At 69.6% G+C, this 23,335-nt stretch carries 22 protein-coding genes; 4 read left to right on the top strand and 18 right to left on the bottom strand.

Features of this window, described 5'->3' with window-relative positions:
- Positions 1-97: 97 nt before the first annotated feature.
- Positions 98-994: an RNA polymerase sigma factor SigJ gene (gene sigJ, locus NAM01S_RS08800; protein WP_067782165.1), complete on the top strand. Its 897-nt coding sequence runs from the start codon at positions 98-100 to the stop codon at positions 992-994.
- A gap of 7 nt (positions 995-1,001) precedes the next feature.
- On the opposite strand, the gene NAM01S_RS08795 is transcribed toward sigJ, so the two are convergent.
- From NAM01S_RS08795 to NAM01S_RS08780, 4 genes are all read right to left on the bottom strand, one after another.
- Positions 1,002-1,874 carry a hypothetical protein gene (locus NAM01S_RS08795; protein WP_067782162.1) on the bottom strand — a complete coding sequence of 291 codons (873 nt, stop codon included), beginning with the start codon at positions 1,872-1,874 and terminating at the stop codon, positions 1,002-1,004.
- Positions 1,875-1,907: 33 nt separating this feature from the next.
- The gene (locus NAM01S_RS08790; protein WP_176579725.1) at positions 1,908-4,298 is read right to left on the bottom strand and encodes a Tex family protein; all 2,391 of its coding nucleotides are present in this window, start codon (positions 4,296-4,298) and stop codon (positions 1,908-1,910) included.
- A 617-nt stretch (positions 4,299-4,915) separates the two neighbouring features.
- Positions 4,916-6,550 (bottom strand): AMP-binding protein, encoded by a 1,635-nt coding sequence (locus NAM01S_RS08785; RefSeq protein ID WP_067782160.1) that lies wholly within the window; start codon positions 6,548-6,550, stop codon positions 4,916-4,918.
- The gene (locus NAM01S_RS08780) at positions 6,547-8,190 is read right to left on the bottom strand and encodes an AMP-binding protein (protein WP_067782158.1); all 1,644 of its coding nucleotides are present in this window, start codon (positions 8,188-8,190) and stop codon (positions 6,547-6,549) included. Before NAM01S_RS08780 ends, NAM01S_RS08785 begins: the two co-directional genes overlap by 4 nt.
- Before the next feature lie 96 nt (positions 8,191-8,286).
- On the opposite strand from NAM01S_RS08780, the gene NAM01S_RS08775 reads away from it, so the two are divergent.
- Positions 8,287-9,138, top strand: coding sequence for a helix-turn-helix transcriptional regulator (locus NAM01S_RS08775; RefSeq protein WP_067782156.1), 852 nt, complete (start codon positions 8,287-8,289; stop codon positions 9,136-9,138).
- A gap of 161 nt (positions 9,139-9,299) precedes the next feature.
- On the top strand, positions 9,300-9,668 hold the full coding sequence (locus NAM01S_RS08770) for a VOC family protein (RefSeq protein ID WP_067782154.1): 369 nt from the start codon (positions 9,300-9,302) through the stop codon (positions 9,666-9,668).
- Positions 9,669-9,677: 9 nt separating this feature from the next.
- On the opposite strand, the gene trmD is transcribed toward NAM01S_RS08770, so the two are convergent.
- The 4 genes from trmD to rpsP form a co-directional block, all read right to left on the bottom strand.
- Positions 9,678-10,361 (bottom strand): tRNA (guanosine(37)-N1)-methyltransferase TrmD, encoded by a 684-nt coding sequence (gene trmD / locus NAM01S_RS08765; RefSeq protein ID WP_067782152.1) that lies wholly within the window; start codon positions 10,359-10,361, stop codon positions 9,678-9,680.
- A gap of 61 nt (positions 10,362-10,422) precedes the next feature.
- Positions 10,423-10,947, bottom strand: coding sequence for a ribosome maturation factor RimM (gene rimM / locus NAM01S_RS08760; RefSeq protein ID WP_067782146.1), 525 nt, complete (start codon positions 10,945-10,947; stop codon positions 10,423-10,425).
- Complete coding sequence (locus tag NAM01S_RS08755; RefSeq protein ID WP_067782143.1) at positions 10,948-11,190, bottom strand: RNA-binding protein; 243 nt, start codon at positions 11,188-11,190, stop codon at positions 10,948-10,950.
- Positions 11,191-11,272: 82 nt separating this feature from the next.
- A complete protein-coding gene (gene rpsP / locus NAM01S_RS08750; RefSeq protein ID WP_067782140.1) occupies positions 11,273-11,704 on the bottom strand; it encodes a 30S ribosomal protein S16 in 432 nt (143 codons plus the stop codon).
- Positions 11,705-11,989: 285 nt separating this feature from the next.
- On the opposite strand from rpsP, the gene NAM01S_RS34855 reads away from it, so the two are divergent.
- Positions 11,990-12,163: a hypothetical protein gene (locus NAM01S_RS34855; protein WP_157107647.1), complete on the top strand. Its 174-nt coding sequence runs from the start codon at positions 11,990-11,992 to the stop codon at positions 12,161-12,163.
- Between the two features lie 52 nt (positions 12,164-12,215).
- Here the strand turns inward: NAM01S_RS34855 and NAM01S_RS08745 are convergent, their stop codons facing one another.
- From NAM01S_RS08745 to ftsY, 10 genes are all read right to left on the bottom strand, one after another.
- On the bottom strand, positions 12,216-12,656 hold the full coding sequence (locus NAM01S_RS08745; RefSeq protein WP_253798520.1) for a dihydrofolate reductase family protein: 441 nt from the start codon (positions 12,654-12,656) through the stop codon (positions 12,216-12,218).
- The gene (locus NAM01S_RS36445) at positions 12,649-12,837 is read right to left on the bottom strand and encodes a hypothetical protein (protein WP_253798523.1); all 189 of its coding nucleotides are present in this window, start codon (positions 12,835-12,837) and stop codon (positions 12,649-12,651) included. Before NAM01S_RS36445 ends, NAM01S_RS08745 begins: the two co-directional genes overlap by 8 nt.
- Positions 12,838-13,080: 243 nt before the next feature.
- Positions 13,081-14,175, bottom strand: coding sequence for an amidohydrolase family protein (locus tag NAM01S_RS08740; RefSeq protein ID WP_067782680.1), 1,095 nt, complete (start codon positions 14,173-14,175; stop codon positions 13,081-13,083).
- 30 nt (positions 14,176-14,205) lie between these two features.
- A complete protein-coding gene (locus tag NAM01S_RS34850) occupies positions 14,206-14,379 on the bottom strand; it encodes a hypothetical protein (RefSeq protein WP_157107646.1) in 174 nt (57 codons plus the stop codon).
- A 567-nt stretch (positions 14,380-14,946) separates the two neighbouring features.
- On the bottom strand, positions 14,947-16,515 hold the full coding sequence (gene ffh, locus NAM01S_RS08735) for a signal recognition particle protein (RefSeq protein WP_067782138.1): 1,569 nt from the start codon (positions 16,513-16,515) through the stop codon (positions 14,947-14,949).
- Positions 16,516-16,617: 102 nt separating this feature from the next.
- Positions 16,618-16,905 (bottom strand): hypothetical protein, encoded by a 288-nt coding sequence (locus tag NAM01S_RS08730; RefSeq protein ID WP_372508152.1) that lies wholly within the window; start codon positions 16,903-16,905, stop codon positions 16,618-16,620.
- A gap of 158 nt (positions 16,906-17,063) precedes the next feature.
- Positions 17,064-19,514: a [protein-PII] uridylyltransferase gene (locus NAM01S_RS08725; protein WP_067782133.1), complete on the bottom strand. Its 2,451-nt coding sequence runs from the start codon at positions 19,512-19,514 to the stop codon at positions 17,064-17,066.
- Positions 19,515-19,597: 83 nt separating this feature from the next.
- Complete coding sequence (locus tag NAM01S_RS08720; RefSeq protein ID WP_067782130.1) at positions 19,598-19,936, bottom strand: P-II family nitrogen regulator; 339 nt, start codon at positions 19,934-19,936, stop codon at positions 19,598-19,600.
- Positions 19,937-19,940: 4 nt separating this feature from the next.
- Complete coding sequence (locus NAM01S_RS08715; protein ID WP_174554792.1) at positions 19,941-21,239, bottom strand: ammonium transporter; 1,299 nt, start codon at positions 21,237-21,239, stop codon at positions 19,941-19,943.
- 442 nt (positions 21,240-21,681) lie between these two features.
- On the bottom strand, positions 21,682-23,334 hold the full coding sequence (ftsY, locus tag NAM01S_RS08710) for a signal recognition particle-docking protein FtsY (protein ID WP_067782676.1): 1,653 nt from the start codon (positions 23,332-23,334) through the stop codon (positions 21,682-21,684).
- Position 23,335 lies beyond the last annotated feature (1 nt).

The raw sequence follows: 23,335 nt of genomic DNA, 5'->3' as shown, positions 1-23,335 counted from the left end.
GAAAGGTGACCGGGTGTGACGTAGCGCACAGGAAACCCCGGCGCTGTTACGTCCGGCGACTCGGGTTCGTCAGTACGTCGAACGGAGAGGACACGACGTGAACGACCACGAATTTTTGGCGGGGCGCTTCGAGGGCCATCGGCCGCATCTGACCGCGGTGGCCTACCGCATGCTCGGCTCGGTCGCCGAGGCCGACGACGCGGTCCAGGAGGCGTGGCTGCGACTGGCCAGGACCGATGCCGCCGAGATCGACAACCTCGCGGGCTGGCTGACCACCGTCGTCGGCCGTGTCTGCCTGGACATGCTGCGGGCGCGCACTTCCCGCCGGGAAGAGCCGATGGCGGAGCGCCTGCCGGACCCGGTGGTCGGCATCGAGGACGGCACCGATCCGGAAGGCCAAGCGCTGCTGGCGGATTCGGTCGGCATGGCGCTGCTGGTTGTCCTGGAGTCGCTGAATCCGGCCGAGCGGCTCGCGTTCGTGCTGCACGACATGTTCGCGATGCCGTTCAACCAGATCGCGCCGATCGTCGGCAAGTCGCCCGCCGCGGCCAAGATGCTGGCCAGCCGCGCGCGCAACCGTGTTCGCGGCCGGGCGCCGGTGCCCGATCCCGATCTGCCCCGCCAGCGCCGCGTCGTCGACGCGTTCCTGAGCGCGGCGCGCGGCGGCGATTTCGACGCGCTGCTTGCGATCCTCGATCCGGACGTGGTGCTGCACGCCGATGGCGGCGCGACGGTGCCCGGCGGCCTGCGCGTGGTGCGCGGCGCGGAGCGGGTGGCGGCGATGCTCGACACGTTCCACCGGATGTCCAACCTCTACGACACCCACCCGGCCCTGGTCAACGGCGTTGCGGGACTGCTCAATACGGCCGAGGGAAAGCCGATGTCGGTGATGAGCTTCACCGTGACGGACGGCCGGATCGCGCAGATCGACATCCTGTCCGATCCCGAACGTCTCGCGCGACTCGATCTGGTCCGGGCCGACGACCGTCGATGAACGCGGGTCAGCGCTCCTCGTCGTGATCGGCCGACCACGGTAGGTGGTGGTGCCGGTGCGGGGCGGGCGGCGCGGGCACGACCGTCCTGGTCAGCTCCGCCTCCGCCGCCGTGCGCACGTGCTCGACATCGGGCTTGCCCGCGACGAGGTCCTGTACGAAGATCTTGGCCCGGATGACCGGCCTGCGATACCGGCGTTCCCGCACGATCGCCCGGTACATCAACCGACGCCGGTCACCGTAGCGCCACCGTGCCCACGGCGCGCCCGGCCTGCTCAACCGCAGCGCGCCGACCACGAGCAGCGGCGGGAAGAACATGCCGAACAGGCCGGTCCAGATCTTGCCTTTGGCGATGACGATCGCGGCGAGCATCAGGTTCACGAGCGCGAACACGGTCGCCACGATCCGCGCGCCGGTGCCGATGGACGCGCGAAAGTCGTTGATCTCCAACAGCGACAGCGGATGGAAGCCGAGCAGCAGCAGCCCGGTCACCGCGAGCGCGACGAACACGGCGTCCACCGAGGTGCGGCCCTGTTCCTCCCAGTACACGTCGCGCAGGTAGTAGATCAGCGCGAACTCGTCGAGGACCAGCGCGGCGCCGACGCCGAAGGCCGCCGACAACGCGCCCGCGGTGGCGCTGCTGCCGTTCTCGAAGACGGCGACCAGCCCGAGCCCGGAGCCGAGCACCAGGATCACGCCGAACACCATGTGGTGGATGTGCACGGTGCCCGCCCGCAGATTGCCCGGCCACCAGCGCACCTTGGCCCTGATCATCCGGACGCTGAGCCGGATGAACAGGAACCCGACGATGAAGCCGAAGAGGAAGCACAGCAGGGGTAGGCGGCCTTGCGCGATCACATCGTCTTCGAGCCACCGTCGCATGGCCGCCTACATCCCTCCGCCCCGCGCTGGCGCCTACTGTCCGAAACCGGCCCGGCGCAGCGCGTCGGCCATGGAACCGCTCGGCGCGGGGGCGTTGCGCCGCTGGTTGCCCTGGCCGCGGCCCTGCTGCTGCCGCCCTTGACCATTCTGCCGCTGCTTGCCGTCGCCGCCCTGACGTCCGCCGCCCTGGCCGCGGTTGCCGCCGCGCTCGTTCTTCGCTGGCGCGCCCGGCTCGTCGTCCAGGCGCAGGGAGAGCCCGATGCGCTGACGGGCGACGTCGACCTCGAGCACCTTCACCTTCACCACGTCGCCGGACTTCACCACCTCGCGCGGATCCTTGACGAAGCTGTGCGACATGGCCGAGACGTGCACAAGACCGTCCTGGTGCACGCCGACGTCGACGAACGCGCCGAACGCCGCGACATTGGTGACCACACCCTCGAGCACCATGCCGGGCTTCAGGTCGGCGACCTTCTCCACACCCGCGGCGAACTCGGCGGTCTTGAACTCCGGACGCGGGTCGCGGCCCGGCTTCTCCAGCTCGCTGATGATGTCGGTGACGGTCGGGACACCGAACTTCTCGTCGGTGAACTCCGCGGGCCGCAGCGCGCGCAACACGGTGGTGTTGCCGATCAGCTCGGACATCCCGCGGCCGGTGGATTCCAGGATGCGTCGGACCACCGGGTAGGCCTCGGGGTGCACCGCGGAGGTGTCGAGCGGGTCGTCGCCACCGCGGATGCGCAGGAAGCCCGCGCACTGTTCGAACGCCTTGGGGCCGAGCCGAGGCACGTCCAGCAGTGCGGTGCGGCTGCGGAACGGACCGTGCTGGTCACGATGCGCCACAATGCTTTCCGCCACCGAGGAGGCGATGCCCGAGACACGGGAGAGCAGCGGCACCGAGGCGGTGTTGACGTCGACGCCGACCGCGTTCACCGCGTCCTCGACCACCGCGCCGAGCGAGCGGGCAAGCAGCGTCTCGGAGACGTCGTGCTGGTACTGGCCGACGCCGATCGACTTCGGGTCGATCTTCACCAGCTCGGCGAGCGGATCCTGGAGGCGGCGCGCGATGGAGACGGCGCCACGCAGCGAGACGTCCATGTCCGGCAGTTCCTGGGAGGCGTAGGCCGAGGCGGAGTACACCGACGCGCCCGCCTCCGAGACCACGATCTTGGTCGGCTTGTTCTCGGGGATCCGCGAGATCAGCTCGGCGGCAAGGGCGTCGGTCTCCCGCGAGGCGGTGCCGTTGCCGATCGCGATGAGCTCCACGCCGAACCGCGCGACCAGCGCGCCGAGCACCGCGAGCGACTTCTCCGTCTGGCCCTGCGGCTTGTGCGGGTAGATGACCTCGGTGGCGACGACCTTGCCGGTCGCGTCGACGACCGCGACCTTCACGCCGGTACGGTAGCCCGGGTCGAGGCCCATCGTGGTGCGGGTGCCCGCGGGCGCGGCGAGCAGCAGATCGCGCAGGTTGGCGGCGAACACGTCGACCGCGTCCTTCTCCGCGGCCTGACGCAACCGCATGCGGGTGTCGATGCCGAGGCTGACCTGGAGCTTCGTGCGCCACGCCCAGCGCACCGTGTCCAGCAGCCAGGAATCGGCGGGGCGGCCCTTGTCGGCGATGCCGAACCGCACCGCGATGCGACCTTCGTAGATGCTGCGCTCACCGGGCTCTGGCTCTTCGGTGTCCGGCTCGAGGTGCAGGGTGAGCACGTCCTCCTTCTCACCGCGCAACAGCGCGAGCACGCGATGCGAGGGCAGCTTGTGGAACGGTTCGCTGAACTCGAAATAGTCGGCGAACTTCGCGCCCGCCTCCTCCTTGCCCGGCCGCACCGTCGAGGTGATCTGGCCGCGGTTCCACATCAGCTCGCGCAGTTCGCCGACCAGATCCGCGTCCTCGGCGAACCGCTCGACCAGGATCGCGCGGGCGCCGTCGAGCTGCTCGGCGGTGTACTGCGCGGGATCGGTGGCCGGATCATTGATCAGCGCGTCGGCCACCGGCTCGTGACCGGCCTCCCGCGCGATCTGCGCCTTGGTGCGCCGCTTCGGCTTGTACGGCAGATAGATGTCCTCGAGGCGGGCCTTGGTCTCGGCGAGCATCAACTGCTGGAGCAGCGCGTCGTCGAGTTTGCCCTGGCCACGGATGGATTCGATGATCGCGCCACGGCGCTCGTCGAGTTCACGCAAGTAGGACAGCCGCTCGTCGAGCTGGCGCAGCTGGGCGTCGTCCAGCCCGCCGGTCACTTCCTTGCGGTAACGCGCGATGAACGGCACGGTCGAACCCGCGTCCAGCAGTTCGACGGCGGCGCGGACCTGGCTCTCGCGCACACCGAGTTCCTCGGCGATACGCCTGCCCACGCTGGCCAGCGGGGCGCCTGTGGGTGCGGCGGCGGTCGTGTCGGTGCTGTTCGGCTCTGAACTGGCGATCTCGGGCGCTGTCGTCACGACCCGCAACACTAGCTCCCCCGCCTCCCCGAGCCTCAGGCCGGTCGTTAGTGCCGCGGGAGTTTCGTGCCGGGGCGGCGGTTGGGGGCCGCTCGGGTTTTGGGCGTACCCGGTGAGTTACCCGGATCTTGCGAGATCAGTTGTCGCGTTGGTAATCCTCAGGTTGGCTCGATGGGTTCGTCTGCCAGTGATTTACCCCGGCCTCGCCCATCCATTGTCGCGAGATCCTCAGGTCGGCTCGATGGGTTGGTGTGCCCGTGAGTTACCCCGGCCTCGCGCAATCAGTTGTCGCCTTGGTCGTGCCCGTGATCAGGGCTCGCGCGGGTTTCAGGCTGCTCGGTGAATCGCTCGAGGCTCGCGAAATCAGTTGGCGCTGCGGTAGGCGTACCTCCGCATTCGCTCGGGCCGTGCGTGGGCTGACGACGGACTACGTCCGGCTGCGCCCATTGGGCTCGATCAAAGCCCGCGCGGGTTTCCACGTGGTCGGTGGATTGTCCGGCCTCGGAGATCAGTTGTCGCCGAGGCTTCTCGGGGTGCGGCCAGCCGGGTTTGCGCGCCCGGCTGACCTTGTCCTCGAGAGATCGGGTACGGGTCGGCAGTCAGTCGAGGAGTTCCTTTGCCATCTCGCGCATTTCGGCCTTGCGGATCTTGCCGGTGACGGTCATCGGGAATTCGTCGACCAGGTGGACGTAGCGCGGGATCTTGAAGTGGGCGAGTTTGCCGGTGCAGAAGGCGCGCACGGCCTCGGCGTCCAGCGGGGTGGCGCCCTCGCGCATGCGGATCCAGGCCATGAGTTCCTCGCCGTACTTCGCGTCGGGCACGCCGATCACCTGGGCGTCCAGGATGTCGGGGTGGGTGTAGAGGAACTCCTCGATCTCGCGGGGGTAGATGTTCTCGCCGCCGCGGATGACCATGTCCTTGATCCGGCCGGTCACGGCGATGTAGCCGTCGGCGTCCATCACGCCGATGTCACCGGTGTGCATCCAGCGGGCCGCATCGATGGCTTCGGCGGTCTTGTCAGGCTGATCCCAATAGCCGAGCATCACCGAGTAGCCGCGGGTGCACAGTTCACCGGGCTCGCCGCGCGGGACGGTCAATCCCGTTGCGGGATCGACGATCTTGACCTCGAGATGCGGGCCGACGCGGCCGACGGTCGCGGTCCGGCGATCGAGGTCGTCGTCGCGGCGGGTCTGGGTGGAGACCGGAGACGTTTCCGTCATGCCGTAGCAGATGCAGACCTCGTGCATGCCGAGCCGATCGATGACCCGCTTCATCACCTCGACCGGACACGGTGAACCCGCCATGATGCCGGTGCGCAAGGTCGACAGATCCGGTGTCTCTCCGGTCTTTTCGAGGACCGCGTCCAGCTCGGCGAGCACGGCGATGAACATCGTCGGCACGCCGTAGAGGGAGGTGCAGCGCTCCCGCGCGACCGCCTCCAAGGTGGCGGCCGGGTCGAAGGACGGTGCCGGAATCACCACCGCCGCACCGTGACTGGTGGCGGCCAGGTTGCCCATCACCATGCCGAAGCAGTGATAGAAGGGCACCGGAACGCAGATCCGGTCCTGTTCGGTGTACCCGCACAGCTCACCGACGAAGTAGCCGTTGTTCAGGATGTTGTGATGGCTCAGCGTGGCGCCCTTCGGGAAACCCGTTGTGCCCGAGGTGTACTGGATGTTGATCGGATCGTCCGCCGACAGCGTCGCCGCGACGGCAGCCAGCCGTTCGGCGTCGACCGGCGCGTCGGCCACCGCGGCCCAGTCCGCGCCGCCGAGGATCAGCACCTGGTCCAGGCCGGGACATTCCGGCCGGACCTCCTCGATCATGGCGACGTAGTCCGAGGTCTTGAACTCCGGCGCGGCGATCAACATCCGAACCCCGGCCTGGCGCAGCACGTAGCCGAGTTCGCTGGTGCGGTAGGCCGGATTGATGTTGACCAGGATCGCGCCGAGCTTGGCGGTGGCGTACTGCACGAGAAACCACTCCGCGCAGTTGGGCGCCCAGATGCCGACGCGATCACCCTTGCCGAGACCGCGGGCGGCGAGACCGGACGCGATCGTGTCGACCGCGGCGACGAGCTCGCGGTAGGTCCAGCGGCGTCCGGTCGGCAAGTCCACCAACGCTTCCCGATCCGGATGCGCCGCGGCGGTGCGGTCCAGGTTGGCGCCGATGGTGTCGCCGAGCAGCGGCGCGTCCGAGGTGCCCGAGGCGTAGCTCGGCAGTGCGGGAGTCATCGCGCACCTCCCTGCTGCCGCAGCACGAAACGCTGCACCTTGCCGCTGGGCGTCTTCGGCAGGCTCGTCACGAAATGCACCCGGCGCGGATAGGCGTGCGCCGCGAACTTCTCTTTCACCAGTTGTTGTAGCTCGGCGGCCAATTCGGCGCTGCCCGCGGATCCGTTGCGCAACACCACGAATGCCTCGAGCACTTCGCCGCGCAGCTCGTCCGGCAGACCGACCACCGCGGCCTCCGCCACCTGGTCGTGCAGCACCAGCACACTCTCCACCTCGAACGGGCCGATCCGGTAGCCGGCCATGATGATCACGTCGTCGTCGCGCGCGGAGAAGTGGAAGAACCCGTCGGCGTCACGGGATCCGGCGTCGCCGGTGAGATACCAACGGCCGTCGGCGGTGTAGCGCTGTGCGGTGCGCTCGGGGGCGTCCAGATAGCCGAGGAACCACAGCAGCGGGCTGCGCTCGGTGTCGATCGCGACCCGGCCGAGTTCGCCGGGCGCGGCCTCGACGTCGGCGTCCTCGGCGAGCACGGCGCAGGTCCAGCCGGGCAGCTGCCTGCCCATCGACCCGAGCGGGGCTGCGGCGCTGAGCTCGTCGTGCCAGGCGTTGCAGATGACCATGCCGTGCTCGGTCTGCCCGTAGTGGTCGCGAACGGCGACGCCCAGGTTCCGCGCCGACCAGGCGACGACCTCGGGGGTGAGCGGTTCGCCCGCGGAGGAGGCGCGGCGCAGCGCGAAACCCGTTGGCGGCGTGGTGTCGTCGGCGCGCAGGGCGCGGTAGACGGTGGGCGCGGCGGCGAAGTTGGTGACCCCGAAGCGCTCCAGGACCCGCCAAGTCAGCGGTGCGGAGAATCCCGCGTGCAGCAGCAGACTTCGAGTGCCCGACGCGAGCGGGCTCAAAATCGCGTAGTAGAGCCCGTAGGCCCAGCCGGGATCGGCGGCGTTCCAGTAGACGTCGTCGGGGCGGACGTCCAGCGCGAACTCCTGATACGCGTGGAAGGACGCCAGCGCGCGCAGCGGGATCGGCACGCCCTTCGGGGTGCCGGTGGTGCCGCTGGTGAACAGCTGGACGAGCAGTCCGGCACCACCGACCGCGACCGCGGCGGCGCGCGGGTCGTCGGCGGCGTACGCGTCGAGCAGGTCGGCGAAACGCAACGTGTCCGGTCCGACCTTCTCGGGCGCTCCCGCGACGACCAGTCGCCACGGCGCGTCGGCCGGAATGTCGTCGCCGGGCACCAGCTTCGCGGCCTGATCGGCGTCCGCGACGACGAGCGCGGCGCGGCTGGCCGTCAGGCGGAAGGCGATGGCGGGCGGCGCGAACGCGGTGAACAGCGGCACGTGCACCGCGCCGCGGCGCCAGATGCCGAGCAACGCGACGATCAGGTCCGCGGACTTGCCCATCAGGGTGGCGACGCGATCGCCGCGCCCGACCCCGAGTCCGGCCAGCGCCGCGGCGAACCGCGCCGAACGCTCGCGCAGTTCACCGTAGGTGAGGTCGGTGGCGCTCAGGTCGGCGTCCACCACCGTGAACGCGACGCGGTCCGCCGGATGGCGGTCGCACAGCAGCTCCGCCGCACACGCCTCCGGTCCGTCGTAACCCTCCAGCAGCTCGCGCACCCGCGCGTCCAGGTCCGTGCTCATCTCGCCTCTCCTCGTCGGTGATCCACGCCACCCTCGTGTCCCCTAGGATGTGGGTTGCATCACGTTCGTCACTACCCCCGAAAAGGGGTGAGTCGTTTGACCACCACTTCCCTGCTGCGGCCCCGCGACGCGGACGCGCTGCGCGCCGAGATCCGCTGGGTGGCGCACCGGGCGGGCGTTCCTGTCGTATTCGGTGGCGAGGTGCACGAGGATGCGTTGCTGCTCACCGAATTCGTCGGGACGATGACCAACGGGCTGCGCGGCCTCACCGTGCTGCGCAGTTCGGGCCTCGGCGGCCGGGTCATGGATATGCGCAGGCCAGCGTCGGTGGCGGACTACCGCAACGCCGTCTCCATCACCCACCACTACGACGCTCCGGTCTCGGGCGAGGGCATCCGTTCGGTGCTCGCGGTGCCGGTGGTCGTCGACGATCGGTCGCGCGCGGTGCTCTACGCCGCGACGCGCGGTGCGAGCCCCCTCGGCGACCGGACCGCCGATCTGATGATGCAGGCGGGCAAAAGGCTGGCCACCGAGTTCGCGATCCGCGACGAGGTGGATCGGCGGCTGCGCCTGCTGGAGATGACGACGCCGACGCCGGACACCGCGCCCGCCGTCACCGAGGAACTGCGCGACATCGGCGCCGAACTACGCGGCTTGGCGCGCACGGCCACCGACGAGCAACTGCGCGCCCGTCTGCACGGAATCTGCGATCGTCTCGGCCGGGCGCTCACCGGCGAACCCGCTCCCGACGCGCCGCGCCTGTCCCGCCGGGAGTTGGACGTGCTCGCCGAGATCGCGCTCGGCTGCACCAATCAGGAAGCGGCCCAACGCCTCTCGCTCGGCGCGGAAACGGTGAAGAGCTACCTGCGCAACGCCATGACCAAACTGGACGCGAGCACCCGCCACGAGGCCGTCGTCACCGCCCGCCGCCTCGGCCTTCTCCCCTGAGTTCAGGCCCTCGCCGGTTCGGTCTCGAATCGCCTTGCGCCTCTTCGGTCGTCGGCGTTTCCGGTGTTCGGGCCAATTCGCCCGGCCGCCAAGGGAATGCGGTGGGCGTTGCGGGGCTCCCGGGTCGGAGTGGTGATGTGGCCCGCCCTACACTCCCTTGCGTGACAGAGCCTTTCCGTATCGCGGGATTGTCCCTGGACTGCGCCGACCCCGATGCGCTCGCGCGGTTCTACCTCGATCTGCTCGGCGGGCACACGCTGTGGAACAAGGAACGCAGCGCGGCGATCCGCATCCCGTCCGGTCTAGCGGTCATCGCGCAGCGGATCCCGGACTACAAGCCGCCGGTGTGGCCCGGCAGCTCGATCGTGCACTTGGATTTGGCGGCCGACGACGACCTGGACGCGTGCGAGCAGCGCGCGCTCGCGTTGGGTGCGGTACCCGCGCCGACCCAGCCGGGCGACCGGTGGCGGGTCCTGCTGGATCCGGCCGGGCACCCGTTCTGCATCACGACGGCACAGCTGCCCGACTGAGAATCGGGCTCACTCCGGCGGCAGCAGGTCCGGTCGGCGTTCGCGGGTGCGGGCCAGCGACTGTTCGCGGCGCCAGGCGGCGACCTTCGCGTGGTCGCCGGAGAGCAGGATCGGTGGCACGTCGAGGCCGCGCCAGCTGACGGGCCGGGTGTAGCTGGGTCCTTCGAGCAGGCCGTCGGAGAACGAATCCTCTTGGTGGGACTGCTGATTGCCGAGCACGCCGGGCAGCAGCCGGACGACGGCCTCGGTCATCACCAGCACCGCGGCCTCACCGCCGATGAGGACGTAGTCGCCGATGCTGACCTCTTCGACGCGCACCCGTCGCGCGGCGTCGTCGAACACGCGCTGATCTATGCCTTCGTAGCGGCCGCAGGCGAAGACCAGGTGCTGCTCGTCGGCCCAGCGCTGGGCGGTGGCCTGGGTGAACGGGACGCCCGCCGGGGTGGGCACAACGAGCAGGGCGTCGTCGGGGCACACCTCGTCCAGCGCGTCGCCCCAGACGGTCGGCTTCATGACCATGCCCGGCCCGCCGCCGTACGGCGAATCGTCGACCGACTTGTGCACGTCGTGCGTCCAGCGCCGCAGGTCGTGCACGTCGACGGAGATCAAGCCCTTGTCGATGGCTTTGCCGAGCAGCGCCGTGCGCAGCGGCTCCAGATACTCCGGAAAGATCGTGATGACGTCGATCCTCATCCCAGCCCCTTCGTCGCACCGGGATTCCCGCGCCCGGTCGCGGCGGCGCGCGTCGTGTCCATCACTCGGGATCGAGCAGGCCCTCGGGCGGATCGATGACCACCAGCCCGTCGGCGAGCGACACCGTGGGCACGATCGCCGTGACGAACGGGATCAGGATCTCCCTGCCGTCGTCGGCGGCGCGCACCGAAAGCAGTTCTCCCGCTGCCGAATGCAGCACCTCGGTCACCGTTCCGACGGCCGTGCCGTCGGTGAGCTGGACGGTCAGCCCCTCGAGCTCGTGGTCGTAGAACTCGTCCGGATCGTCCGAGGGCGGCAGGTCTTCGCTGTCCACGACGAACAGCGTGCCGCGCAGCGCGTCGGCGGCGGTGCGGTCGGCGATCCCGGCGAGAAACACGAGGAGCCGGCCCGAGTGCTCGCGGGCCGACTCCACGGTGAAGTCGCGAACCTCCGACGAGCGCGGCAGGCGACCACGCAGGGTGGTGCCCACCGCGAAACGCTCTTCGGGTTCGTCGGTGCGGACCTCGACGACGAGCTCGCCGCGCACACCGTGCGACTTGGCGACCCGCCCTACGACGAGTTCCATCTACTGATCGGTGTCGACCACGTCGACCCGGATGCCACGGCCGCCGATGCCCGCGACGAGGGTACGCAGCGCGGTCGCGGTGCGTCCGCCGCGACCGATCACCTTGCCAAGGTCCTCGGGGTGGACGTGCACCTCGACGGTGCGCCCGCGGCGGCCGGTGATCAGCTCGACGCGGACGTCATCCGGATTGGCGACGATGCCGCGCACCAGGTGCTCGACGGCATCGGCCACTACGGCGCTCACGACTCCACCTCGCTAGCGCTCGGCTCCGTCGCGACCGCGATGGCGGCTGCGCCGATGGTTCGCTCGCTGCGCTCGCTCACGACTACTCGGCAGCCTCAGTAGCGGCCTCGCCCTCGGCCTCTTCCTTCTTGGCCTTCTTCTTCGGGGTGACGGCCTCGGCGACCGGCTCGTTCTCGGCGGCGGCCAGCGCGGCGTTGAACAGGTCCAGCTTGGACGGCTTGGCCGGCTTCACCTTCAGCGTGCCCTCGGCGCCGGGCAGGCCCTTGAACTTCTGCCAGTCACCGGTGATCTCCAGGAGGCGCTGCACCGGCTCGGTCGGCTGCGCGCCGACACCCAGCCAGTACTGCACGCGCTCCGAGTCGATCTCGATCAGCGACGGCTCTTCCTTCGGGTGGTACTTGCCGATGGACTCGATGGCCCGGCCGTCACGACGGGTGCGGGCGTCCGCGACGACGACGCGGTACTGCGGGTTGCGGATCTTGCCCATGCGGGTGAGCTTGATGCGAACAGCCATGCTGATCTGCCTCTTTCAGGTAGTTGGTCACGGCGCGATTCAGCGACTCGCACGGTCTGCGAGCCCGGTTTCGCGCTTGAAGTGTGTGACCGCCGCGCGGTACGTAACCGGAGACGGGCTGACACTGTCCGGAAGGACGGTGGTCCATTCTGCCAGACCGGTCCGCTCCGCCCGAAATCGCCTCGCGACGTCGGTCACCAGCGCCCGGCGACGTGGCCCGGCCGACGATATCGGCGGGTTTCAGCCCCACTGCAACGTTTCGCGGCCTGGCCGCAATAACCGGTCATGGGGATCTTCCGACGCAACACCAGGCGCACCAGTTTCAAGCGCGAGGCCGCGCGTGAGGTGGGCGGCGAGGTCGCGGCGGAAGCGGCGATCCATGCCGCTCCCCTGCTGTTCCGTATTGTCGGCGCGGGGTTGCGCGGCATCGGATCGGCCGTCAACGCAATCCTGAACTGAGCTTCCAGGCTCCGCTTCCTATCGGCCGCGCCTCCAGGCGACTTCGCGCGAATCAGGCGGGGCGGTAGCGCAGCAGCACAACCCCTGAACGGAACGGCTTGCTCTCGACGAGTCGCAGCGCCGGAATCCGCGCGCCCTCGGCGAACAGCCGCGCGCCGCGGCCGAGCACGACCGGGTAGACGAACAAGCGGTACTCGTCGACCAGCTCGGCCTCGATGAGCTGGTGCGCGAGCGCGATGCTTCCGGTGCAGACGATGTCCTTCCCCGGTTGCTCCTTGAGCGCGCGCACGTCGTCCAGCCCACGCAGCACCGTGGAGTTCTGCCATTCCGGATCGTCCATCGAGCGCGACACCACGTACTTCGCCATCTGGTTCAGGTCGTCGGTGATGCCGGTCCGGTCGTCGGTCTGCTTCGGCCAGTAGCCGCGCATGTCCTCGAAGGTGACGCGCCCGAACAGCGCCGCGTCGCAGGCCGCCGTGTGGTGGTCAGACACAGCCGGACGTAGTCCGCCGACAGCCCGCGCCGGGCCGAGCGGAGGCGAGGCAGCCGCCCATGAGTTCCGCGAGGATGTCGGATTCGTCGTCGACCGCGTCGTTGCCGACGGTGAACCACCCCTCCGTCGCATCGATCACCCCGTCGAGCGTGATGTTTTCCGTCACGACCAGATCCCGCATCTGCTGACCTCCCTGGTACGAATGCCTTCCTCAATACCGACGACGCGAGTACGCCGAATTCATCGCGCCAGGCTTCACGAGTGCCCCCACACACTTTTCACACGCCTCACATAGCCGGTGCCTATGTGAGGCGTACGAAAGGTGTGTGGCACCAGAACGATCCCGGGTGGGACGCAGGTGACGAGTTGCCGGTGGACGCCGACCGCGAAGCCGAACTCGCCCGCAGGGTGATACCGGGCGGGCTCAGCGGTGGCCGGTGACGGGGTCGGCGGAGCAGTAGACGCGGCCGCGTAGGACGACGTATTCCGGAGCGCTGAGGGTCGCCGGTGCGAGGCGCGGATCTTCCCGGTAGACGACGAGATCGGCGGGCGCGCCGTGCTCGATGCCGGGCCGATCGAGCCAGGTGCGCGCGTTCCAGGAGGCGGCGCCGAGCGCGTCGTGCGCGGACAGGCCCGCGCCGGTCAGCGCGATGATCTCGTCGGCGATGCGGCCGTGCCGGATGGAGCCGCCCGCGTCGGTGCCGGTGTAGATGGGCACGCCCGCGTCGTGGGCGGCGGCGACCGTCTGGCGGACGCGGCGGTGCAGGTCGCGCATGTGGGCGGCGTAGACGGGGAATTTGCCCGCGCTGTCGGCGATGGACGGGAAGGTGTCGATGTTGATCATCGTCGGGACCAGTGCGGTGCCGTGCTCGACCATCATCTCGATGGTCTCGTCGGTGAGGCCGGTGCCGTGTTCGAGGCAGTCGATGCCCGCGTCGATCAGCCCGGGCAGCGCGTCCTCGCCGAACACATGGGCGGTGACCCTGGCGCCGTTGGCGTGCGCGGCGTCGATGGCCTCTTTGAGGATGGCGTCGCTCCACAGCGGGCGCAGGTCGCCGACGGAGCGGTCGATCCAGTCGCCGACGATCTTCACCCAGCCGTCCCCGAAGCGCGCCTGCTCGGCCACGATCTCGGGGAGGTCGCGTTCGTCGTCGAGTTCGATGCCGAGCTCTCGGATGTAGCGCTTGGGCCGCGCGATGTGCCTGCCCGCGCGGATGATCTTGGGCAGCTCCTGGTGCTCGTCGACGAAGCGCGTGTCGATCGGCGACCCGGCGTCGCGCAGCAGCAGCGCGCCAGCGTCGCGCTCGGTCACCGCCTGGGCGATCGCGCCCTCGCGGGTCTCGTCACCGCCGCCGTAGCGAATGCCGACGTGGCAGTGCGCGTCCACCAGCCCCGGCACGATCCACCCTGCGGTGCACAGGGTTTCGGCTCCCGGTACGGGCTCGAAGGACACCAGCCCGTCGTGCACCCAGAGATCGCGCACCTCGTCGTCCGGCAGAACAACCCCGCGTAGACGCACCGCAACCTCCTCCGACACCCTCGGCCGCACTCAACCTACTCCGGACCCGACCGGCTCGCCCCCGGAGACGAGCGGAGCCGAGCCGCTGCCTGTCACCGCCGCACACGGCTGGACCACGGCGATCTCAGCGGCAAGCAGCACCAGCCAGCCCGACCAGAACACCTGATCCGCGCCGCGCAGCCGATCCGCCCGGCCTGCCACCACGGCCCATTACTGGACCACCGCGATCCCAACGACAACCAGCACCAGCCAGCCCAACCACAACACCTGATCCGCACCGCAGCCGATCCGCCCGGCCTGCCACCACGGCCCATTACCGGACCACCGCGATCCCAGCGGCAACCAGCACCAGCCAGCCCAACCACAACACCTGATCCGCACCGCGCAGCCGATCCGCCCGGCCTGCCGCGACGGTCCATTGCCGGACCACCGCGATCCCAGCAGAGCACCAGCCAGTCCGACAACGACACCTGATCCGCGCCGCGCAGCCGATCCGGCCGGCCTGCCACCACAGCCCATTACCGAACCACCGCGATCCCAGCGGCAACCAGCGCGATGACCGACGGCCCGGCCTCCGTGCCTGTTCTTTGCAATCCCAGCCATGCGGCTGCGACGGTTCACCTGGCGACCGCACCCACCGTCATGGCAGATCTGGCCGCGATATCGGTGGCACCCCGCGACAAGCACACGCCGAGGCGTACCGGTGTCCGCACAGGCCGAGCCGCCGAACAGATCACGATCGCACCGCGGCGCAGCGGGCGATGCGGGCGCCTACTTCTTCGGGAACTTGAGCTTGGACAAGTCGAAACCGTCGAGCCCCGGCGGCAATTCGTTGAGACCCGCGGGCATGTTCGACAGGTCGGGCATTCCCGCCGGCATCTGCGGCATGCCCGGCATGCCCATGCCGGGCAGACCGCCGCGCACCTTCGGCGGGGTCGGCCCGCGACCGCCCTTCTTGCCTTTCTTGCCCTTCTTGCCGCCGCCGCGGCGCGAACCGGGCAGGCCCATCTGACGGCCCATCATGGCCATCATCTTCTTGGCCTCGAAGAACCGGTCGACGAGCTGGTTGACCTCGGAGACCGAGACGCCGGAGCCGTTGGCGATGCGCAGGCGGCGGGAGGCATTGATGATCTTGGGGTTGTCCCGCTCGGCGGGGGTCATGCCGCGGATGATGGCCTGTACCCGGTCCAGCTGCTTGTCGTCGACCTGGGCGAGCACGTCCTTCATCTGGCCCGCGCCGGGCAGCATGCCGAGCAGGTTGCCGATCGGGCCCATCTTGCGGATCGCCAGCATCTGCTCGAGGAAGTCCTCGAGGGTGAGCTCGCCGCTGCCGATCTTGCGCGCGGCCTCCTCTGCCTGCTGCGCGTCGTAGACCTGCTCGGCCTGCTCGATGAGGGTGAGCACATCGCCCATGCCGAGGATGCGGCTTGCCATGCGGTCCGGGTGGAAGACGTCGAAGTCCTCCAGCTTCTCGCCGCTGGAGGCGAACATGATCGGCTCGCCGGTGACGTTGCGCACCGAGAGGGCCGCGCCACCGCGCGCGTCGCCGTCGAGTTTGGTGAGCACGACGCCGGTGAAGCCGACGCCGTCGCGGAAGGCCTCGGCCGTGTTGACGGCGTCCTGACCGATCATGGCGTCGAGCACGAACAGCGTCTCGTCCGGCTGCACCGCGTCGCGGATGCCCGCGGCCTGGCGCATCAGTTCCTCGTCGATACCGAGGCGACCCGCGGTGTCGACGATGACCACGTCGTACTGCTTGGTTCGCGCCTCGGCGACACCGGCGCGCGCGACCTCGATCGGGTCGGCGGCGGAGATGCCGAGCGGGTTGTCGCCACCGCCGATCGAAGTGCCGGGATGCGGGGCGAACACCGGCGCGCCCGCGCGCTCACCGACCACCTGGAGCTGGGTGACGGCGCCGGGACGCTGCAGGTCACAGGCCACGAGCAGCGGCTGGTGGCCCTGACCCTTCAGCCACTTGGCGAGCTTGCCCGCCAGGGTGGTCTTACCGGAGCCCTGCAGACCGGCGAGCATGATCACCGTCGGCGGGGTCTTGGCGAGGTTCAGCCGCCTCGTCTCGCCGCCGAGGATGCCGATCAGTTCCTCGTTGACGATCTTGACGACCTGCTGGGCCGGATTCAGCGCCGCGGAGACCTCCGCGCCCTTGGCGCGCTCCTTGATCCTGGCGATGAAACCGCGCACCACGGGCAGCGCGACGTCGGCCTCGAGCAGGGCCAGACGGATCTCGCGGCACGTGGCGTCGATGTCGGCCGGTGACAGACGCCCCTTACCACGCAGATCCTTGAGGGCACCGGTAAGCCGGTCGGACAGGGATTCGAACACCGATCGCGCTCCTGATCTCGAGTGACGTCAACTTCCTCCCAGCGTAATGGGATCGCCCGCGTGTTCGCGCAGGCGGTGCGTCCTTCGAGCGGCGCGCGAGAGTTATTCGAGTGCGCGGCGGCGTGGTTTGGAAGTCTTGCGGTAATCGTGGTTCTCCAGCCGGACCATGTACGCGGCCTCCCGGCCGGTCAGTCCTAGCTCGAGCGCCAGATCGTCGAGCATCGCCCAGTCCGCGCCCTCGGGCGCGTCGGGCGTGGTGGAAACCGTCGAGGCGATCGTCATCGCGGTCACCGCCTGCTGCGCGGTCAACGTACGGCCTGGCAACCAGGAAACGACCCACCGATCTCCGCCGACACACCGCGCCATGTGCGTGGTTTCGTCGCTCGTCATCATCGAAGCCGAAACAACCTCAATTGCCACCGACCTGCTCCCCTCGTGCTCGCGATAGCCAGACGCTCTGATAGTAGGGGTCACTTGCCCCCACGGAGAGAAGTTCCAGCAAATCGCGCGCAACGCCGGGGTTTGCGCCGTGGCGCGGGTCTTTCGGCTCAAGAAACGGACGAATCGGCGTCGTCGGCCTGCTTCGGCGCGGGGCGTGGCACCACGTCCAGCACCGCCTTCTCGATGGCGTCACGGCGTTGCGGGCCGTCCTCGGCGCCGAGCTCGAGGCAGAACGCGTCGACCACGGCCGAACCCATGGTCACCACCTTCGCCCAGCGCACGTCCGCGCCGCAGCGCGCGAACGCGGCGGCCAACCGGCTCAGCAGGCCGACGCGGTCCTCGGCGCGCAGTTCGAGGATCACCTGGCCGGGCGTCGTGGTGGACGACCAGATCAGGCGCGGCTGGGCCTGGGCATACGGACTCGGGCCCGCGCCGGTCGCCTCGCGTTCGCGCTTGGCCAGCAGCGCGGTCAGATCGAGATCCCCGGCGATAGCCCTGATCAGCTCCTGGCGCAGCAGACCGGCGTCCGGCGGGTCGCCGAACTTCGGCGAGACGACGAAGGTGTTGACGGCCGAGGCGCCCTCGCCGCCGAGCGCGGCGGAGAGCACCCGCAGCGAATGCAGTGCGAGCACGCCCGCGGCGTCCGAGAGCAGGCCGGCCGTGTCCGGCGCGATCACCGTGACCACGTAGGTGAACTTGCCCTCGCCCGGTTTCAGGTCGACGTGCACGCCGCCCGCCGCGGCCTTGGCAAGCAGTTCCGGCGCGATGGGCTCGGGCTTCGGCAGTTCGTAGCCCGCCATGACCGTGCGGCAGCGCCGCACCAGATCGCCGATGAGCGAGGCCTTCCAGTCGCCCCAGACGCCGGGGCCGGTGGCCAGCGAATCGGCTTCGGCCAGCGTGTGCAGCAGTTCCAGCAGCTGGGCGTCGCCGTCGAGCGCGTCGACGACGAACCGCACCGTGTCCGGGTCCGCGAGGTCGCGGCGGGTCGCGGTGTCCGGGAGCAGCAGGTGGTGGCGCACCACGGCGCTGAGCGTGCGCACGTCGGAGGGCCACAGCCCGAGCCTGCGACCGATGTGGGTGGCCAGCTCGGCGCCGACCACGCTGTGATCGCCCGCGCGGCCCTTGCCGATGTCGTGCAGCAGTGCGCCGAGCAGGAGCAGGTCCGGGCGGGCGACCCGGGTGCTCAGTGCGCTCGCGTAGGCCACCGTCTCCATCAGATGACGGTCGACGGTCCAGGTGTGCAGGGCATCGCGCGGCGGCAGGTCACGCACCGCGCCCCACTCCGGGAGCAGCCTGCCCCACAACCCGGTGCGATCGAGCGCCTCGATCGCGTCGAGGGCGCCGCGACCGGCGCCGAGCAGCACGAGCAGATCGTTGAGCGCGTCCTTGGGCCACGGCTCCCGCAGTTCGGGCGCGTCCTCGGACAGGCGGTTCAGCGTGGTGGCCGACATCGGCAGCCCGGTCTGCGCCGACGCCGCCGCCACCCGAAGGATCAGCCCGGGATCGCGCTGCGGCCGCGCGTCCCTGGCCAGCACGACCTCACCCGCGTGTTCGACCACCCCCTCATCGAGTGGTCGTCGCACGGGCATCCGGCGCAGCCTGGCCAGACCGCGTCGCGGCAACGCGTTGGCCGCGGTGCGCAGTCCGACGTCGACCGAGTAGCCGACGGTCCGCGCCGAATCGCTGAGCGTGCGTGCGAGATCGAACCGATCGCCGATCCGCAGCGCCGCGCCGATCTCGTCGGCGTCCTGCGCGCGCAACTGATCGCGGGACCGGCCCGCGACCCGATGCAGCTCCGTGCGAACATCCAGCAAACGCCGCTGCGCCTGTTTCACGCCGCCGCCGGGCACGTCGGGACCGAGCCCCGGCATGGCGTCGGTCAGCTGGGCGACGGCCAGCGCGTCGAGCAGCTGGATATCGCGCAGGCCACCGCGCCCGTTCTTCAGGTCGGGCTCGGCGCGGTGCGCGATCTCGCCGCTGCGCTGCCAGCGGGCGTTGGCTTGGGCGATCAAGTCGTCGAACCGGTTGCGGATGCCGGTACGCCATTCGCGTCGCACGCCGCCGATCAGCAGGTTGCTCAACTCCACGTCGCCGACGATGTGCCGCGCCTCGAGCATGCCGAGTGCCGCGATCAGATCGTCGTTGGCGACCCGCAGCGCTTGGGGGACGGTCCGCACGCTGTGGTCCAGCTTGATGTGGGCGTCCCAGAGCGGGTACCAGAGCTGGTCGGCGACCTCGGCCACCCGCGCCGGATCCACGTCGTCGTGCAACAGCACCAGATCCAGATCCGAGTACGGCAGCATCTCCCTGCGCCCGAGCCCACCGACGGCCACCACCGCGAGCCCGCTGTCGGCGGTGATGCCGAGTTCGGCGCCCTTGCTGGTGAGCCACAGGTCGAAGAGATCGACCAGCGCGGACCGGAGGCTCTCGGCATCCAACCGCGGGTTGCGCGGCACGCCGCCGTCGAGCAGCTGATCGCGCGCCGCGACCAGATCGGCGGCCCCGTTGGAGACCCGCTCGCCGTTGCCGCGCTTGCCGTTTCCGCTACTGCTACCCACAACCCACCGCCCATTTCGATGCGTGCGGCCCCGCCCCGACCGGGTCTCCGGTGGGAGCGGGGCCGCCGCTCATCTGTCTCCGCTTACAGCGCGTCGGTACCGCGTTCGCCGGTCCGCACGCGGATGATCGACTCCACCGGGGTCACCCAGACCTTGCCGTCACCGATCTTGCCGGTGCGGGCGGCCTCGACGATCACCTCGACGACCTTGTCGACCGACGCGTCGTCCACGACGACCTCGACCCGCACCTTCGGCACGAAGTCGACCGAGTACTCGGCACCGCGGTAGACCTCGGTGTGGCCCTTCTGCCGCCCGTAACCCTGTACCTCGCTGACGGTCATGCCGAGCACGCCCGCCTGCTCCAGCCCGGACTTCACGTCCTCGAGCGTGAACGGTTTGACGATTGCGGTGATCAGTTTCATGTCGTCATGCCTCCTTGACGAGCGAGCGTGCCGTGCCACCCACAGCAGCGAAATCGTATGCGGTTTCCGCGTGCTCGGACTCGTCCAGGCCGACCGACTCGCCCTCGTCCGTAGCGCGCAGACCGATCGTGAACTTCACGATGTAAGCGATCACCGCGGTCGCGACCAGGGAGAACGCAAGCACGGTGAAGGCACCGACAGCCTGCAGCTTCAACTGCTCGATCCCACCACCGTAGAACAAGCCTTCGACAGCCGCCGGAGCTTCGGGCGCGGCGACCAGGCCGACCATCAGCGTGCCGACCAGACCGCCGACCAGGTGCACGCCGACCACGTCGAGCGAGTCGTCGAAGCCGAACTTGAACTTCAGGCCGACCGCGAGGGCGCACAGCGCACCCGCGACGATGCCGATGGCCAGCGCGCCGACGACGTTCACCGAGGAACAGGCCGGGGTGATCGCGACGAGACCGGCGACGATGCCCGAGGCGGCGCCCAGCGAGGTGGGGTGGCCGTCGCGGATCTTCTCCACCAGGAGCCAGGCGAGCATGGCGGCGGCGGTGGCGATGGTGGTGGTCAGGAAGGTAGCGCCCGCGATGCCGTTGGAGCCGACGGCCGAACCGGCGTTGAAGCCGTACCAGCCGAACCACAGCAGACCGGCGCCGAGCATCACGAACGGCAGGTTGTGCGGACGGAACGGCGTCTGCGGCCAGCCCTTGCGCTTGCCGAGGATTAGGGCGAGCACGAGACCGGCGGCGCCCGCGTTGATGTGGACCGCGGTGCCACCGGCGAAGTCGATGGCCTTGAGGTTGTTGGCGATCCAGCCGCCCTCTTCACCGGTGTAGCCGTCGAAGGCGAAGACCCAGTGCGCGACCGGGAAGTACACCACCGTGACCCAGATACCGGCGAACAGCAGCCAGGAACTGAACTTGAGGCGGTCGGCGACCGCGCCCGAGATGAGTGCGACGGTGATGATCGCGAACATCAACTGGAACGCGACGAACACCGACAGCGGAATGGTTCCGTTCAACGGAATCGCGGCCGGGGCCGCCGGATCGGTGGAGGCAAGGTAGCTACCGCCGAAAACGCTCTTCAGACCGAAATACTGTCCCGGGTCGCCGATGAGGTTCGCCTTGTCCTCACCGAAGGTCATGGAGAAGCCGTACAGCGCCCACAGGACGGTTACCAGTCCCATGGCGCTGATGCTCATCATGATCATGTTCAGCACGTTCTTGCTGCGGACCATGCCGCCGTAGAAGAACGCGAGTCCGGGTGTCATCAAAAGCACGAGTGCTGAACTCGCCAGCATCCATGCGGTGTCACCGGCGTCCGGCGCGCCGATTACGGGAAATGCCACCTTGAAGTCCTCCTCATCTCGGGCCCAGCCGCCTTCGGCAAATGGACCTGCACAGAAGGGTCGCCATTCGGTGTTTCATCCGTTGAGCTGTCGTGTTTCGCCTGCGTGAACGGATGGCGCGGTTGTGTTGCTTCCACGTTTCGTGCTGTGCACCGCGTGTTTCCCCGAGGTTGTGAGCTTTGTTTCGGCGCACCGCGAGGAGAGGTTACCGGTGAGTTCAGCGCCGCAAACTTTCCGTTCACCGCTCGGCGCGGCGGAAGTCTCGAGGGCGGGAGCGGAAGTCTCGAGAGAAAGAACGCCGGGGCGGTCGCGGGCCGAGATCGTCCGCTATCGATGCGCAAACGAGGAACGGCCGAGCGGGCGGTCCCGCTCGGCCGTCGAACGATTCCTCGGCTCAGCCGAGCAGCGCGTCCACGAAGGCGCCGGGCTCGAACGGAGCCAGATCGTCCGCGCCTTCGCCGAGACCGACCAGTTTCACCGGGACGCCGAGCTCGTGCTGCACCTGGAAGACGATGCCGCCCTTGGCGGTGCCGTCCAGCTTGGTGAGCACAACGCCGCTGATGTCGACGACCTCGGCGAACACCCGCGCCTGCATCAGGCCGTTCTGCCCGACGGTGGCGTCGAGCACCAGCAGGACCTCGTCGACCTCGGCCTTCTTCTCCACGACGCGCTTGACCTTGCCAAGCTCGTCCATCAGGCCGGTCTTGGTGTGCAGGCGGCCCGCGGTGTCCACGAGCACCACGTCGACACCGCGCTCGATGCCCGCGCTGACCGCGTCGAACGCGACCGCGGCGGGGTCGGCGCCCTCCTTGCCGCGCACAGTCTCCGCACCGACTCGCTCGCCCCAGGTCTGCAGCTGGTCGGCGGCCGCGGCGCGGAAGGTGTCGGCCGCGCCGAGCAGCACCCGGCGGCCGTCGGCGACGAGGACCCGGGCCAGCTTGCCGGTGGTGGTGGTCTTTCCGGTGCCGTTGACGCCGACGACCAGCAGGATCGACGGATGGTCCGCGTGCGGCAGCGCGCGGATGGAACGGTCCAGTTCGGGGCGCAGCGCCTCGACGAGCACGTCGCGCAGGACGGCCCTGGCCTGATCGGTGGTGCGCACGCTGCGCGCGGCCATTTCCTCGCGCAAGCGGGCGACGACGGCGGTGGTGCTCGCGGTGCCGAGATCGGCGAGGACCAGAGTGTCCTCGATCTCCTCCCAGGAGTCCTCGTCCAGGTCGCCGCCGCCGAGCAGGCCGAGCAGGCTCTTGCCCACCGCGTTCTGCGAGCGGGATAGGCGGCCGCGGAGGCGGACCATGCGGCCCGCGGTGGGTTCGATCTCCTCGAGCGCGGGGGCGGTCTCGGCGGCGGCCGCGGTGTCGGGCACCGCGGGTTCCACGGTCGCGGGGGGCTCGGTGAGTTCTGTGTCGGACGCGGGCTGGTCGACCGGGGTCTTCGGCTCGGCGCTCGGGGCGACCGAGGACTGCTCGACCGGGGCCTGCTCGGTGGGCTGCGCGTCGGTCGGGACCTGCGTGTCGGTCGGGACCTGCGTGTCGGCGGGGGCCTGTGTGTCGACAGGTGCCTGTGTGTCGACAGGTGCCTGTGTGTCGATGGGCGTGTCGGTCGGAGCCTGCGTATCGGCTGCCTGCGATTCGGGAGCGAGGTCCGCGGTGGGAGCCTCTGTCGCGTCCGCCTGTTCCGGTTCGACGGGCGCGGTGGCCGACCCCTCCGGCCTGGTGAGAACGTCGCCGTCCGGCAGCGGCACGTTGGTGATGCCGCGCCGCGGCGCGTCGCGCGGAATCGCCGCGTCGTCGCCGACGTGCGGCTGGCCCTCGGTATCGGTTCGTTCCAGGGTCGGTTCCGGGCGTGTCGCGGTGGCCGCGCCGCCCTGGCTGAAGGTGAACCCGCCCGACGCCGTGTAGCCGCCCGACCGGTCGGTCAGCTCCTTCTCCGGCTTCGGCGCCGTGATCGAGACGCGGCGGCGCTTGTACAGGACGAATCCGGCGACGAACGCCACAACGAGCAGGGCGGCGATCGCGGCTATCAGAATCCAGGCTTCGGAACTCACG

Origin of the sequence: Nocardia amikacinitolerans NBRC 108937, assembly GCF_001612615.1 — a bacterium.
GTDB lineage: Bacteria > Actinomycetota > Actinomycetes > Mycobacteriales > Mycobacteriaceae > Nocardia > Nocardia amikacinitolerans.
The sequence above is the reverse complement of the archived record's forward strand: the minus strand, read 5'-3'. Positions and strand labels throughout refer to the sequence as shown.